This window comes from Streptomyces oryzae, assembly GCF_017676365.1.
Lineage (GTDB): Bacteria > Actinomycetota > Actinomycetes > Streptomycetales > Streptomycetaceae > Streptomyces > Streptomyces oryzae.
In genome coordinates this window covers 1-14,516 of record NZ_JADKMA010000198.1, presented here as the reverse complement: position 1 = coordinate 14,516, position 14,516 = coordinate 1, and the positions used below count along the sequence as shown (strand labels likewise).

Sequence of the window (14,516 nt, the reverse complement as noted above, 5' to 3'; positions counted from 1 at the left end):
GTCCCCCGGCCACGACCCCCGCCCCGTAGACGAGTTGGTAGCCCGCCAGGATCAGCTGCTGGTCACCCGGGTCGGCGCCCAGCCCCCGGCGGAGCGCGGGCATCGCCACGACCACCACGAGTACGTCCAGGTTGGTCAGAAACGCGCCGCAGACCAGCACGCCAAGGGCCACCCAACGGCGCCCGGCGTCCAGTCCGGCCGACGGAAACATCGCTACTTCACGTAGCCGTTCAGATGCCCGCCGCCATATACGGAGCTTCCGCGTGTCCGGCAATGCGGTCGACCGGCTCCAGCAGCCTCGTCTCCGCGTCCACCCGCGCCCGCAGGCAGCCGGCGAACGGCGAGGCGGGAGCGAGCTCTTCGAGCAGCGCGTGGGCGCGGCCGCTCAGCTCGGTGAGGAGTTGGTTGTAGGGGCGCACGATGTCCGCTGCACACATCAGGTCGGCCAGCTCCCGGCGCCTGCTCTCCGCGGTGGCCGCCTGCTCCAGCAGGGTCAGCGCCCGGTCCCGGACGGCGGCGGGCGCGGTGCGCAGCAGGTGGACGAGCAGATAGGTCGCCGTACCGTTCCGCAGGTCCTCGCCGGGTCCGTCGCACAGGTCGTCGTGGTCGTTGCGGAACTGTGCGAGCAGGCCCATGATCTGCCCGAACTCGCCCCAGGCGGCGACCGACCGCTCCCGTTCCCGGGCGTCCCGTGCCCCGGCAGCCCCCTCGGCGCCGTCGCCCGCCGCGTGGGCGAGCCGGGCTGCCATGGTGCACGCCATCCCGTAGACGGAGCCGCTCTTCTTCCGGTACACGTCGAGCACTTCGTCGGTACCCGCCTCCCGCGGCCGGCTGAGGATGTCGCCGATCTGCCCGTCGGTGGCGCGGGTCCAGCCGTCGAGGAAGTCGGCGGCCAGCCGACGGCGGAGCGGCGGCGGCCACTGCGCGACCTCCAACGCACGCAGCGGAAGCGCGTATCCGCCCTCCAGTGCGGCCATCATCGCGACGCCCCGGCCCACCCCGTACAGCGGAGGCCGGCCGGCGGCACCGTCGACGAAGTCGTCCAGCACATTGGCCGACCGCCACCACAGCGCGTGCACTCCGGCAACCGGCACGGCGGGTTCAGGGGCGCCGCTGATCGCCGCGTGCACGAGCAGCGGAAGCGAGAACTCCTGCGGGGACTGCCGGCCGTGGGCGAGCAGCGACTGCAAAGCGGAGTGCAGCGCCTCGTGTTGCCCGCGGTACTCGGAGAGGAGATCGCCGAGGTACTGCCGTACCAGCGGAAACACCTCACGGATGCGGATCTCCGCCTGCTGCCGGGTGAGGTGCTGGTGGGGGAGGGACACCTGAGTCACTTTCCGTATCTACTCGGTAACGGAACGGCATCCCATCGTGGATCACGCGCGCTGCCGAGACAAATCCCCTCCCCTTACGGGCCGTCAGTCCTGCCGGGCGTCCGTGGGCTCGTCGCGGATGTCGAGGTTCTTGGCGCTGTCGGAGCCGAAGCCGTGGTCCAGCAGCTTGGCCGCGTCCTTGTAGCGGTCCTTGCTGTTGAGGACGGTGCCCACGAGGGTCTTGCCGTTGCGGGTGGCGGCGAAGACCAGGCACTTGCCCGCCTTTTCGGTGGTGCCGGTCTTGATGCCGATCGCGCCGTCGTAGGCGCCCAGCAGCCGGTTGGTGCTTTCCCAGGTGTAGTACCTGGTCCGGCCGTTGGCCGCCGGGGCCTCGGTCTCGTACTTCTTGGTCCGTACGACCTTGCGGAAGGTGCTGTTACGCAGTGCGTGCCGGGTGAGCTTCGCCAGCTCGGCCGGGGTGCTGAAGTCCTTGGAGGAGCCGTCGAAGGTGCCGAACCGGGTCTTCTTCAGGTGCAGTTGACGGGCCTTGAGGTTCATCTTGCCGATGAAGGACCTGACCCGCTCGGCGGGGGTGCCGCCGGTGCCGAAGGCATCGGCCAGCGCGTAGGCGGCGTCGGCGCCGGAGGGCAGCAGGGAGGCGTAGAGGAGCTGACGGACGGTGACCTTGTCGCCGGTCTGGAGATCCGCCGTGCTGGCGTGGTGCTCGGTGACGTAGTCCCGGTACTCCTGACGGACCGGCACCTTACGGTCCAGGTCGACGTTGCGGGTGTCCAGGACCACCGAGGCGACCATGATCTTGGCTGTGCTGGCCATCGGACGGGCGGTGTCGACGTTCTTGCCGAACAGCGACTTGCCGCCCTTGGCGTTCACCAGCGTGGCGCCCTTCGCACTCACGGTGGGCGGCGGGTCGTCCCCGGCGGTGACGGCGCGGGCGACCAGCGGGGTGCCGGCCAGGAGAGTGCCGCCGGCGGCCACGGCTATGACGGCGTTGCGGACGGTGAGCTTACGTGCGGCCATGGGGAGAGCTCCGAATCTGCGGGTTGCGATGGGTGGCATGGGGGCCCGGCTGCGGCCCGTCGAGGCCCAGCCGCGCTCCCGGCCCCGGCGCGCGGGCCCGGACACCGATGTCTGATGACGGCCCTGACGGAAAAGTTCACGGACCGGCACGGCTGACGGTTCACGCCCTCGGGCCGCAGGGGGAAGCCGCACGCCCACGGCCTCACGCCCCCGCCGACCGGCGGGGTGCGGTGACCCGCCATCTCCTCTCCAGGTCGCACCGGCCGCCCGGCGCCCTGCCGTAGCCTCTCCAGAGGGCGGGAGGAGCGGACCGGGGAGGGAGCAGCAGGCACAGGACGCAAGGAGCGCGACGGTGATCCGGGTCGTGGTCGTGGACGACGAGGAGCTGGTGCGCTCCGGGCTCCGGCTGATCCTGGGAACGGCGCCGGACATCGAGGTGGCCGCCGACTGCGGCGGCGGCGCTGCGGTCGCCACGGTGCTGGCCCACCGCCCGGACGTGCTGCTCCTGGACATCCGGATGCCGGACGTGGACGGGCTGACCGTGCTGCGCGAGCTCCACGCCCGTACGGACCTGCCGGACGCGCCGCACACCGCGATGCTGACCACGTTCGACGCGGAGGAGTATCTGGGCGCCGCGCTGCACGCCGGCGCGGCCGGCTTCCTGCTCAAGGACACCGCGCCGGAGCAACTCGTACACGCCGTGCGGGTGCTGGCGGACGGCGGCCGGGTGCTGGCTCCCCGCGTGACCCCCACCGTGATCGGCGGCTATCTGGGAGGCAGGGCGTACGGCAACGCCGAGCGCCGCGTGGCCTCCCTCACCGACCGCGAGCGGCAGGTGCTGGCGCTGGTCGGCGCCGGTCTGTCCAACGTCGAGATCGCCCGGCGGCTGCACTTGGCGCACGGCACGGTCAAGGACCACGTCAGCGCGCTGCTGGCAAAGCTCGGCGGCCTCAACCGCGTCCAGGCGGCCGTCCTCGCCGACCGGGCCGGCCTGGTGAACCGCGGACCGCGCTGAGGCGCGCCAGGGGCACCCCGCACCGGGGCAAATATTTGCTTGTACAAGCAGATAATGCCGACCAGGCTCCCCGCGTGACCCACACAGCAGAGAACACGGCGGGAGACGAAGTCCCCAGAAACGCGCCGCCGCCCCCCGCGGACGACGCCGAGGACGACCGCTGGTGCATGGCCGTCCGGCTACTGGGCCGCGTCGAACGCGAATTGGACGAAACTCTCTCGCGCGGCCACGGCCTCCCCCTGTCCGAGTACCGGGCGCTGTGCGCCCTCAGCCGCGCCGCCGCCGAAACCCCGGCGTCGGCGCTCCGCATGGGAGAGCTCGCCGACCGCATCGGCCTCAAGGACAGCAGCGTGACGCGGCTCGTCGCCCGGCTGGAGGGCCGGGGGCTGGCCGAGCGCGCCACGGCACCCGGCGACCGGCGGGCCGTCGCCGCCCGGATCACACCGCTGGGCCGCCAGTGGTACGCGGACACCACCCCCACCTACCGGGCCGCCCTCGGCAGCGCGCTGGAGGCGTCACTGAGCAACGTCTACCTCGCCGACCTCGCCGCATGGGTCCGCACCGGACGGTCGGCGGTGGCGGGCTTCGACCCCGTACCGAACCCCTCGCCCGCAGAAGAACGCCCGCCCGCACCAGGGCAGTCACCCACCGGAGAAGAGGAGCGCCCATGACAGCCGCAGCCGGTCCCGGAACCACACCCGTCGGCCGAGCCCCGTACGAGGCGCACTACGCCTCCCTCCTCGCCCCGCACTACACCTGGATGCTCGGTGGTGACCTGCAGGCCGCGGTGACCGCGCAGCTCGATCTGCTCCGCGGGCTGGGCCTGCCGCCCCGGCAGCCGGGCGCCGACTCGTTCGCGATCGACCTCGGCGCGGGCCCCGGGCCCGGTGCCCTCGCGCTGGCGCGGCTGGGCTTCGCCGAGGTGGCGGCCGTGGACACCAGCGAGGAACTGCTCGGCGAACTCGCGCGGCACGCCGCCGAGGCCGGGGCCGCGGAGGCGGTACGGCCGGTGCGGGCGGACTTCCGCGACCATCTCGGCACCGTCGCTTCCAACTCGGCCCAGGCCGTCCTGTGTCTGGGCGACACCCTCCCGCACCTGCCGCACCGCTCGGACGTATCCGCGCTGCTGGTCGAGGTCTGCGGGGTGCTGACCAGGGGCGGCAGCTTCGTGGCCACCTATCGCGAGCAGGAGAAGGTGGCGCGCGGCACGGACCGCTTCCTTCCGGTGCGCAGCACCGAGGACCGCATCCTCACCTGTTTCCTGGAGTACGTGGACGAGCACACCCTGCTCGTCCACGACCTGCTGCACACCCGTGACGGCGCGGGCTGGCGGCTGGAGACCAGTGCGTACCCCAAGCTGCGGCTGTCGGCGGGCTGGCTGGACGCGCAGTGCGCCGAGGCCGGTCTGCGGGTCGTCCACCACGAAACCGGCCCGCGCGGGATGCGCGTCCTGCACGCCGTACGGCCCTGAGCCGAGGCCACCGGCGGAGGCCACCCGGGCGGCGGCTCCCCGCTCGCGCCCGTGGCAGGCCGCCGCTCTACTGAGGGCTACATGCCCAGCGGACCAGCGGCCCACGAGGAGGAGCCCACATGAGCGGGCAGTTTCCCCCTGAGTCACCCGAGGCCACCGCGGTCGGCGAGGCTCCCGACGCCGTCGATCCCCGTGGGCTGCTCAAGCACTTGGCGCCGGTTCAGGTGCCGGTGCCCGCGGGGAGTTCGGCGCGGTGGGACGGCGGGCGCCGAGGGGCCGGCCCGCGGGCGCGGCTGCTGCCGCCGGGCGCTGCGCTGGTGGCCGGGCTGCTGCTGTTCGCCGTCACCTCGTACCTGGTGTTCTGGGCGGGTGCGGGCTTTGTCGACCGGCCGGTGCTGAGGGAGGCGGTCCAGCACCGGTCGGCCGCACTGAACGGGCCGGTCGCGTACGTCTCGCGCCTCCCGGAGCTCCTCCCGCTTCTGGTCGCGGTGGTGCCGGCGCTGTGGCTGTCCTGGCGGGACAGATCCTGGCGGCCGTCGGTACTGATCGCCGGTACGGGGACGCTGGCCGTCGCGGCGGCGACGGTCGCCAAGGACGTGGCGGACCGCGCCCGGCCGCCCGCGAAGCTGTGGGCGGTCCAGGAGAGCGGCTCCTGCTACCCGTCCCGGCACACGGTGATCGCCACCGCCGTGCTGCTGATCCTCGCCTACGTCCTGGCCACCCGGACCGCCTCCCGCGCGGCGCGGCTGCTGGCGTGGAGCGGCGCTGTGGTGCTGAGCCTGCTGGCCGGGGCCTGCCGCGTCTATCTCGGCGTGCACTGGCCGACGGATGTGATCGCGGGCCTGGCCCTGGGCGCCGCCGTCGCGCTGCTGGCCGTCATGGCGGACACGCTCGGCGCCCGGCACCGCTCCCCGGGCTGAGGCCGGTGTGTCCCGTACGTCACGGGGCACCCCGCCCGTGACGTACGACGGACGCCACGGGAGCGGGAGGGCACCGATGGAGACGCACCGGGGAGCGAGCGGAAGCACGGCATCGGGGGCCGAGGGGATACACGCCGCCGTCGCCCGGACCCTCGGCGGCTGGGACCGCGCGCTCTTCCGCAGCGTCGCCCTGCGCCACTGGCCGCGTGGCGAGGGGGCGCTGCCCCGGCTGAGCCGCTCCGCCGACCACAGCAAGCTGTGGCTGGGCACCGCCGCGGCCATCGTGCTCTCCGGGGTGGGCGGGCCCCGCGCCCGGCGGGGTGCGCTGCGCGGGCTGGCCTCGATCGCGGTGACCTCGGCGGTGGTCAACACCGTCGGCAAGGGCGCGTTCGGGCGCACCCGGCCCGTGCTGGACGACGTGCCGGTGATACGGCGGCTCAAGCGGCTGCCGACCAGCACCTCCTTCCCGTCCGGGCACTCCGCCTCGGCCGCCGCCTTCGCCACAGCGGTGGCGCTGGAGTCGCGCGGCTGGGGCGCGGCGGTGGCGCCGGTCGCCGCCTCGGTCGCGTTCTCGCGCGTCTACACCGGCGTCCACTACCCGAGCGATGTGCTGGTGGGCGCGGCGCTCGGCACCGCTGCCGCCTTCGGGGTACGTGCCGTGCTGGACGTGCGGCGCCAACTGCCGCCCGCACAGCCCCTGGTCGCGGCGCCCGCGCTGCCGGAGGGGCGCGGGGTGTCCGTGGTGGTCAACCCCGGCTCGGGCTCGGCCGCGGCGGCGCGGGAGATCGCCGAGGCGCTGCCCGCGGCCCGGGTGGTGCACTGGGACCCGGACGCGGGCCCGCTGGACGAGCTGCTCGGCGAGGAGGCGCGGCGCGCGGCCGGGGAGGGCGGGGCGCTGGGGGTCTTCGGCGGCGACGGCACGGTGAGCGCGGCGGCGCGCGCCGCGCTCGCGCACAGGGTGCCGCTCGCCGTGCTGCCCGGCGGCACCCACAACCACCTCGCGCTGGATCTGGGCATCGGCCGCTGCGCCGATCTGACCGCCGCCCTCGCCTCCGGCCACGCCATCGCCGTCGACCTGGCCCGCTTCGCGCCGCCACGCGGCAGGGGACGCGCCGGGGAGCCGGCTGCCGGGGCCGGCTCCTACGAACCCGGCTACTTCGTCAACACCTTCAGCCTGGGCGCCTACGGCGACCTGGTGGAGGTCCGCGACCGCTGGCGCGACCGGATCGGTCCGTGGGCGGCCGGGCTGGTCGCCGCGGTGCATGTGCTGCGCCACTCACGCCCGTTCGAGGTGCGGGTCAACGGGCGACTGCGGTCGCTGTGGCTGCTGTTCGTCGGCAACTGCTCGTACCACACGGTCGGCGGCGGGCCCGGCGGGGCGCGGCGCTTCAATCTCGCCGACGGCATGCTGGACATCCACCTGGTACGGGCGGGCCGCTGGGCCCGCACCCGCCTGGTCGCCTCGGCGCTGGCCGGCGTACTGCACCGCTCACCGGTGCACGCGGCGGCGCGTGGCCGGCGGCTGCACCTCGCCGGGATTCCGGAGGGCACGCTGTGCTCGTACGACGGCGAGACGGCGCCCGCAGCGCCGGCCCTGCTCATCGACAAGTCCGCGGCGCCGCTGACGGTCTACCGGCCGCTCCCGGCCTGGCTGCACGGATCGGCGCTGCCGGACGGCTGACCGGGCCGGGCGCCCTGACGCTTGCTCACACCGCGGCCCGGCTCCACGGCGGCAGGGCCAGCAGCCCGGCCACCCGGCTGCGGACGCCGCGCACCTGGGGGCCTTCGACGAAGTGGGTCCTGCTCTGCTTCGAGCGCTGATCCGCGTGTCTTCGGTACCGCAACGTGGGGTCCGGGAGCAGCACCCCGGGTGTCGCGGCGGAGGCCGCCATCAACAGCGCGGTGTCCTCCATGCCTTCGGCCGCCTGCCAGCCGCCGAGCACGGTCACCAGGTCGCGGAGGTACATCGCGCACGCCGGGGGCACGGGAAGGCGGTAGGTGTCCTCGGTGGTGACCCAGTGCGCGGCGAGCGCGCCGCGTTCGAGCAGGCCGGGTGCCAACGGGACGGGCACCTCCAGGAGTTGGCCGTCCGGCAGCAGGTCCCTGGCCCGGCCCACGGAGAAGCCGGTACCGGGGTGCTCGGCGAGCGCGGTGACGAGCAGGCTCAGCGCTTCCGGTTCCAGTTCGTCGTCGGCGTCCGCCGTCTGGACGCAGCGGGCCGCCCCCCGGTGGAGAGCGAGGTTGCGGACGGTCGCCGGGCCCAGGGCCGCGCCGCCGTGCGCGTTGACGCGTACCCGGGGATCCAGCGCGGCGCCGCACCCCGTCAGGGCTTCGGTGACCTCGTCGGCGTCCCCGTCGACCTCGACCCACCAGGTCCAGCTGGGGTGCGTCTGTTCGCGGAGCGACTTCCACAGGTTGGGGAGAAAGCGGGCGTACGCGGCGTGTACAGCGGTGACCACATCGACATCAACCCTGTCCGCTCGCGGCATCCGGTTCCGTATCGGTCCATCGCCGTACATGCGCCCCACAATACGGGAACAGTTGTACGGGGGATCAGTTCCGGAAGAGGGTGCCCCCTGGGGGCCGTTGCGGTCTGCGGGTCAGTTGTGGTTGCGCGCGCAGTTCCCCGCGCCCCTGACGGGGCACGTCTCCATTGCTGCCCGCTGCGCTTGGGCAGTCTGCTCCCCCAAGCTCTTCGAGCAGGGGGCACCCCCAGGGCGCAGGGTGGGCAAGCGCAGCCCCCGCACCGGGTACGCGCATGCCTAACGCGCCGCCCAGGGCACCCGGCACACATGCGGCCCACTACCCTCCGGGCACAGCCCGCGGAGGATGCCCTTGCGCAGCGCGCGCCAGACCCGCAGCGAGCACTTCACCCGCACCGCCACCTCGGCCGGCCGCCGCGCTCCCGGGTCCTCACCCGGGTGTTCGACCGCCCACTGCTCCCGCAGATCGCCGTACATCTCCTCGGCGGTGACCCCACCGCCGAGCTCCCCGGTCCTCACCCACAGACCAGCCGGCGCCGCACACCGGCCCGCCAGCTCGCGCCGGATGACGTCCTGGACGAACTCCAGGCCCTCGTCATCGGCGTACACCCCGAACCGCAACCATCGCATGGCGCCACGCTACCCGGCCCCAAACGTCTGACGAGGGCTCAGGGGAGGTCCAGCTCGGCCCAGATGATCTTTCCGGAGGGCGTGTAGCGGGTGCCCCACCGCTCGGCCAGCTGGGCGACGAGGAAGAGGCCGCGCCCGCCCTCGTCCAACTCGGCCGCGTACCGCAGATGCGGCGAGGTGCTGCTGGCGTCGTAGACCTCGCAGAAGAGGCTGTGGTCGTGGATCAGCCGGACCCGCAGGGGCGGCGTGCCGTAGCGGACGGCGTTGGTGACCAGTTCGCTGAGCAGCAGCTCGGCGGTGAACGCGACCTCCTCCAGCCCCCACTCCGCGAGCTGTTCGGTGACCGCGGTGCGGATCTGCCCCACCTCACTCGGGTCGGCCTCGATGTCCCACTGCGCGACCTGGTCGTCCCGGAACATCCGGGTGCGGGCCACCAGCAGGGCCACGTCGTCGGCGGGGTGCGCGGGCAGCACCGTCCTGAGGATCTCGGTGCAGGTCTGTTCGGCGGTCGGGCCGCTGCCGGCGAGTGCCCTGCGCAGCAGCCCGAGCCCGGCGTCGACGTCCCGTCCGCGGTCCTCGACGAGCCCGTTGGTGTACAGCACCAGACGACTGCCCTCGGGCAGCTGCCGGTCGACCGCCTCGAACCGCAGACCCCCCACGCCGAGCGGCGGTCCCGGCGGCAGGTCCAGGTACTCCACCGCACCGTCCGGGGTGACCAGCGCGGGCGGCAGATGCCCGGCGCGGGCCAGCGTGCAGCCGCCGCCGACCGGGTCGTAGATCGCGTACAGGCAGGTGGCCCCGGCGACGGGCGTCCGGTCGCGGCCGGTCTCCTCCTGGTCGATACGGGTGACCAACTCATCCACCCGGGCCAGCAGTTCGTCCGGCGGCAGGTCCAGGTCGGAGAGGGTGTGGATGGCCGCACGCAGCCGGCCCATGGTGGCGGTGGCCTGGAGGCCGTGTCCCACCACGTCCCCCACCACCAGCGCGACGCGGAAACCCGTCAGCGGGAGCACGTCGAACCAGTCCCCGCCCACCAGTGCCTGCGCCGGCAGATACCGGTGCGCCACCTCCAGCGCGTCGTGGGTGACGTGGGTGCCGGGAAGCAGGTTCTCCTGGAGCGTCACCGCCGTGGCGTGCTCCCGGGTGTACCGGCGGGCGTTGTCCACGCCCAGGGCCGCCCGGGCCACGAGCTCCTGGGCGAGGGAGAGGTCCTCGTCCCCGAACGGTTCGGAGTCGCCGGCCCGCCAGAAGTTGACCATGCCCATCGACACCCCGCGGGCCCGCAGCGGTACGAGGATCAGCGAGTGGATCCCGTAGTCGATGATGCGGGCCGCCTGGTCCTGGTCCCCCACCCGCCAGGACTGCGAGGCGGTGCGCAGATCCGCCATCAGCATGGCCGGCGCCCCGCCGAGCACCGCGGCCTGCGGTGTGGTGGGCGGGAGGGTGAGTTCGGTCCCCACCCGGTAGAGGGGGTGGTCGTCGCGGATGCCTTGCACAGCGGTCCTGCGCACCGGCACCAGCCCGTGCACCAGCCCCGGTTCCTCGCCCCGCAGCACGGGCTCGGCCAGATCGACGGTGGCGAAGTCGGCGAGCCGGGGCACCACCACCCGCACCAGCTCCTCCGCCGTGCGGGTCACATCCAGGGTGGTGGCGATGTCCGCGGCAGCGTCGTACAGCAGCTTCAGCCGCTTCCGCGCGGCCTCGGCCTTGCCGGTCAGCACCCGCAGCTCGGTGGAGTCGCGCAGCGTCGCCACGGTCCCGGCCGCTGCGCCGGACTCGTCGGCGCGACGCTGGTTGACGGCGAGCAGCCGGTTGCCGACGGTGATCACCTGGTCGGTCGCCTCGCGCCCCGAGGCCAGCAGCTCCGCGCTGCGGGCGGGCAGGCCCAGTTCGTCCACCCGTTTGCCCTCGGCGTCGGCGGGCAGCTCCAGCAGCCGGCGGGCCTCGTCGTTGGCCAGCGTCAGCCGCCGGTCGTCGTCCACCAGCAGGACGCCTTCCCGCACGGAGTGCAGCACCGCGTCATGGTGCTGGTACTGACGTGCGATCTCGGCCGGGTCGAGCCCCAGCGTCTGGCGGCGCAGCCGGCGGGCCAGCAGGGCCGAACCGAGGGTGCCGATCGCCAGTGCCAGCAGCGCCAGCCCCACCAGCGTCGGGATCTGGCGGGACGCCTCCGTGCTGATCTGCCGCAGCAGCACGCCCACCGCGACCAGCGCCACCACCCGGCCGTTGTCCTTGATCGGCGCCACGGCCCGCACGGACTCGCCCAGCGTTCCGGTGTACGTCTCGGTGAACGCCCTGCCGTGCTGCGCGGGGGCGATGTTGCCGACGAAGTGCCGTCCGATCTGGGCGGGGTTCGGATGTGTGAAGCGGATCCCCTTGGGGCTCATGAACACCACGAAGCTGGCTCCGGTGTCCCGCTGGACATCCCTCGCCACCGGCCGCAGCTCCCGGGTGGGATCCGGGGACTGTACGGCGCTGATCACGCTGGGCGTCCGGGCGAGCGTCCGGCTGATCGCGAGCATCTTGCTCCGGCTCTCCGCGTTCGCGGCGCGCAACGAGAACCCGATGCTCACCGCGGCCCCGATACCGACGACGAGCACCAGAACCCCCACCTGGAACAGCAGCATCTGCCCCGCCAGGCGCCATCCACCCCGCGCAAGGACAGGTCTCATGTCGTCACACTCTCGCTCGCCCGAACAGGACTCTACGGCTCATATCCGTCCCATCCGAAACATCACCGACATGGACACGCGCGAACAGCCCCATTGCCCGAACCATCCCGGCGAGCGCCCCGCCCGGAGACCCGGGACGAGGCGCACCGGCGGCGCGGGCCGGAACGGCAAGCGGGTGGGCCGCCTGCGTGGAACAGGCGGCCCACCCGGGCCCAGGAAAGGAAGGCGGGCCGTCACCCCGCCAGGGCGCTCAGCCGCCCTGGCCGCCGCCACTCTCCTGGCCGCCCTTCCGACCGGTTTCGGAGGCCCGCTGCGGGTCGTTCGCGAAATTGCCCCCGCTCTCCTGGCCGCCCTTCTGACCGGCCTCGGAAGCACGCTGCGGGTCGTTGGCGAAGTTGCCGCCGCTCTCGTGACCGCCCCTCTGGCCGGCCTCGGAAGCACGCTGCCGGTCGTTGGCGAAGTTGCCGGGGTTCTCAGCCATGGCGGAGTCCTCCTCACAGTGGGGGATGCGATCTTTCCGGGGCAGCGGGGTACCCGATGAACCGGGCTGAAACAGACCAACCGGAGAAATTGCCGTGCGCCCGAGGTCGCCCCCGGCCCCTGCCGGGTGTACCCGCGAACACCTCTTGCGGCCGAGCCGCATTCAACAGCGCAGCAGGCTGTTGGCCGCCCCCGCCATCGGTTTGACGATCTCGTTGGGCTTGACCAGCGCCCGCCCCTGCCCCTCGACGGCTCCCCCGTCCTCCGCCGCTTCGCTCTCCGCGAGGTACGTACGCCACGAGCCGAGCCCCACCACGATGCCGGCCACGAGCGCGAGGGCGGCCAGCACGTCGGATGCCCGAACGCCGGCCCGCCGTATCCCACCCGGCTGTCCGCGGCCCGTACCTCCGGCACGGCCACCGTGGCGGACCCGCCACCTCCGCTGCGTGGCCTCGTTCCCCTGCTCGCCCACTGTTGTCACCCGCCCTCGTCCCTGCTGCTCGCCGGTCGGCCCACGTCCACGCCGCCACCGGCCCGTCCCAGGGTGTGATGCGCCCCTTGGGCCGAAAGTTCACAACTCCGGAGCTGGACGGCGCGCTCCGCAGGTGATCGCGCCGTCCCGGGGCGCGCTCAGGCCAGCCCGTCCCAGCCCCAGCGCGGGGTCGGTCCGGGCTCGCCGAGGTCCTCGTCGACCGGTCCGGCCGAGACATCGCGGGCGATCTTGGTGCCCCAGTCGAAGTACTCCATGACCTGGCCGCGGAGCAGTTCGTCGTCCGGCAGTTCTTTCTCGACGGCGACGGCCATCAACTCCACCCAGCGCGCCCGCTGTTCCTCCGTGATGGAAAGCCCCAGATGGGCACGGAGCAGGGCTTGATGGCCGCCCAGCTCGGCGGTGAACCGCGCCGGGCCACCGAAGACCTCGCCGAGCCAGACGGCCACGTGCTCGATGTGCGTACGGGTGAAGTCGGCGAAGACGGGGGCGAGCAGCGGATCGGCCAGCACGCCGTCGTAGAAGGTGTTGCTCAGGCGGCGGAGGGCGTCGATGCCGCCGACGGCTTCGTACAGGGTCTCGGGGCGCTCGCTCACGCCACGCCTCCGTCCGCGGCCACCACGGCGGTCCTGCTGTAGTGCTTCATCTCCTCGATGTCGCCGATGTAGGGGCGGATCGCCTCAAGGAACGGGGGAAACTGCGGGCCGCCGCGGAAACCCTGCTCGTGGTCCTCGACCGAGGTCCACTCGATGCGCAGGATGGAGCGGTCCGGCTCCTCCACGCCGTGGGACAGCTCGTATCCGAGGCACTGCGGAGCGAGGTCCAGCTGCAAGGCCGCGGCTGCGTACGCCTTCTCGAAGTCGGCTCTGCGTTCGGCCTCGGCGATGCGGTATCTGATGTACTCCACGATCACGTCGTCCTCCAAAAGGGTCGCCCATCAAACGGTGGTGGCTGCCAGAGTCCACCGCGGCGGTCGCCCGGTCCAACGCTTTCGCAGGCGGCGCAACCCAACTCGGCAAGCCCGCAACTCCGTTCGTGAACTTTTCCGCTGAGCCGGCCATCGGACCGGGTACGGCACGGCACAATCGAGCAGACGCTCGGCACTTCGCAGCCGGCGTCCGTACACGAGGGAAGAGCGGCGAGTGACGGTAGTGAGGCAACAGCAGGAGCACGCGGCGCGGGCCACCGCGCGGCCGGAGGAGACCGGGCCGGGCCGACGGCGCGCCGAAAGGAGCACACGCCTCGCCGCGGTCGTTGCGACGGGGCTGGCGGCGGCCCTGCTGACCGGATGCGGCGGCGAGGGGTCGGAGACCTCGCCGCCCAAGAAGGTGGCCGGGGAAGCCGCGCCCGCACCCGCCGACTCCCCCGGAGCCTCTTCGACGAAGAAGAGCCCCTCCCCTTCGTCGTCCTCGGGCTCCGGCGGCGAGGACGCCGAGGACGACGGGGCGCAGCCCGGTTCGTCGGAGACCGGCGGCGCGAGCTCCTCCGGGGGCGAGGCGGACTCGGGCGCCAACGGAGGGTCCGGCCCCGGGGGGCCCGGCGTCGGCCCCTGCAAGACCTCGGGACTCGCGTTCAGCACCGCGCACGGCATGGCCGAGGGAAGCCTCCTGGTGCACCTCAGGAACACCGGCTCCACCACCTGCACCCTCCAGGGCTTCCCTGGAGTCGACCTCACCGGCAAGGACGGTTCCCTCCACGCCGGCCGCAACAACGCAGCGCCCCCGACGGTCAGCCTCTCGCCCAGCGAGGAGACCCGCTTCACCCTCAACTACCCCGTCAACGACACCGGCGGCAGCGGCGTGACCATGACCGGCCTCGTGGTCACCCCGCCCAACGAGACCCAGTCCAAGACCCTCCCCGTCCGCATCAACCTGCCCGTCACCGACGGCACTTCCTCCTCGATCACGGTCTCCCCCGTCGGCGCCGGCAAGTGACCACCCCGCGGGCGAGTGACCAGCCCGCGGGCGGCGGAGAACCCCAACAGGGCGGCGCGCTCCGACACGG

General features: G+C 73.2%; 15 protein-coding genes and 1 pseudogene. 6 read left to right on the top strand and 10 right to left on the bottom strand.

The window, feature by feature from the left end:
* The 3 genes and pseudogenes from ITI46_RS28430 to ITI46_RS28420 all read right to left on the bottom strand — a co-directional run.
* Positions 1-211 (bottom strand): annotated as a pseudogene (locus ITI46_RS28430) (MFS transporter); the annotation flags it as partial.
* A 19-nt stretch (positions 212-230) separates the two neighbouring features.
* Entirely contained in the window at positions 231-1,334 is a 1,104-nt protein-coding gene (locus ITI46_RS28425) for a polyprenyl synthetase family protein (protein WP_307808357.1), read from the bottom strand.
* An 84-nt stretch (positions 1,335-1,418) separates the two neighbouring features.
* Positions 1,419-2,351 carry a D-alanyl-D-alanine carboxypeptidase family protein gene (locus ITI46_RS28420; protein ID WP_209242777.1) on the bottom strand — a complete coding sequence of 311 codons (933 nt, stop codon included), beginning with the start codon at positions 2,349-2,351 and terminating at the stop codon, positions 1,419-1,421.
* A gap of 352 nt (positions 2,352-2,703) precedes the next feature.
* Between ITI46_RS28420 and ITI46_RS28415 the strand changes: the two genes are divergently transcribed.
* The 5 genes from ITI46_RS28415 (at position 2,704) to ITI46_RS28395 (ending at position 7,438) form a co-directional block, all read left to right on the top strand.
* Complete coding sequence (locus tag ITI46_RS28415) at positions 2,704-3,366, top strand: response regulator (RefSeq protein WP_209242776.1); 663 nt, start codon at positions 2,704-2,706, stop codon at positions 3,364-3,366.
* A gap of 74 nt (positions 3,367-3,440) precedes the next feature.
* Positions 3,441-4,037, top strand: a complete 597-nt coding sequence (locus ITI46_RS28410) for a MarR family winged helix-turn-helix transcriptional regulator (protein ID WP_307808356.1) — start codon at positions 3,441-3,443, stop codon at positions 4,035-4,037.
* Positions 4,034-4,837: a class I SAM-dependent methyltransferase gene (locus tag ITI46_RS28405; RefSeq protein WP_209242775.1), complete on the top strand. Its 804-nt coding sequence runs from the start codon at positions 4,034-4,036 to the stop codon at positions 4,835-4,837. Before ITI46_RS28410 ends, ITI46_RS28405 begins: the two co-directional genes overlap by 4 nt.
* A 119-nt stretch (positions 4,838-4,956) precedes the next feature.
* Positions 4,957-5,757: a phosphatase PAP2 family protein gene (locus ITI46_RS28400; protein ID WP_209242774.1), complete on the top strand. Its 801-nt coding sequence runs from the start codon at positions 4,957-4,959 to the stop codon at positions 5,755-5,757.
* 76 nt (positions 5,758-5,833) lie between these two features.
* Positions 5,834-7,438 (top strand): bifunctional phosphatase PAP2/diacylglycerol kinase family protein, encoded by a 1,605-nt coding sequence (locus ITI46_RS28395; protein ID WP_209242773.1) that lies wholly within the window; start codon positions 5,834-5,836, stop codon positions 7,436-7,438.
* 25 nt (positions 7,439-7,463) lie between these two features.
* On the opposite strand, the gene ITI46_RS28390 is transcribed toward ITI46_RS28395, so the two are convergent.
* From ITI46_RS28390 to ITI46_RS28360, 7 genes are all read right to left on the bottom strand, one after another.
* Positions 7,464-8,276: a glycosyltransferase family A protein gene (locus tag ITI46_RS28390; RefSeq protein WP_209242772.1), complete on the bottom strand. Its 813-nt coding sequence runs from the start codon at positions 8,274-8,276 to the stop codon at positions 7,464-7,466.
* 243 nt (positions 8,277-8,519) lie between these two features.
* A complete protein-coding gene (locus ITI46_RS28385) occupies positions 8,520-8,870 on the bottom strand; it encodes a hypothetical protein (RefSeq protein WP_209242771.1) in 351 nt (116 codons plus the stop codon).
* Positions 8,871-8,908: 38 nt separating this feature from the next.
* Positions 8,909-11,542 (bottom strand): SpoIIE family protein phosphatase, encoded by a 2,634-nt coding sequence (locus ITI46_RS28380; RefSeq protein ID WP_209242770.1) that lies wholly within the window; start codon positions 11,540-11,542, stop codon positions 8,909-8,911.
* Between the two features lie 250 nt (positions 11,543-11,792).
* Positions 11,793-12,023, bottom strand: a complete 231-nt coding sequence (locus ITI46_RS36135; protein ID WP_209242769.1) for a con-10 family general stress protein — start codon at positions 12,021-12,023, stop codon at positions 11,793-11,795.
* A gap of 162 nt (positions 12,024-12,185) precedes the next feature.
* Positions 12,186-12,371, bottom strand: coding sequence for a hypothetical protein (locus tag ITI46_RS28370; protein ID WP_209242768.1), 186 nt, complete (start codon positions 12,369-12,371; stop codon positions 12,186-12,188).
* A gap of 281 nt (positions 12,372-12,652) precedes the next feature.
* On the bottom strand, positions 12,653-13,108 hold the full coding sequence (locus ITI46_RS28365) for a group II truncated hemoglobin (RefSeq protein WP_209242767.1): 456 nt from the start codon (positions 13,106-13,108) through the stop codon (positions 12,653-12,655).
* On the bottom strand, positions 13,105-13,419 hold the full coding sequence (locus tag ITI46_RS28360; protein ID WP_307808354.1) for a putative quinol monooxygenase: 315 nt from the start codon (positions 13,417-13,419) through the stop codon (positions 13,105-13,107). The genes ITI46_RS28365 and ITI46_RS28360 overlap by 4 nt, the downstream gene beginning before the upstream one ends.
* Before the next feature lie 235 nt (positions 13,420-13,654).
* On the opposite strand from ITI46_RS28360, the gene ITI46_RS28355 reads away from it, so the two are divergent.
* On the top strand, positions 13,655-14,446 hold the full coding sequence (locus ITI46_RS28355; protein WP_307808353.1) for a DUF4232 domain-containing protein: 792 nt from the start codon (positions 13,655-13,657) through the stop codon (positions 14,444-14,446).
* Positions 14,447-14,516 lie beyond the last annotated feature (70 nt).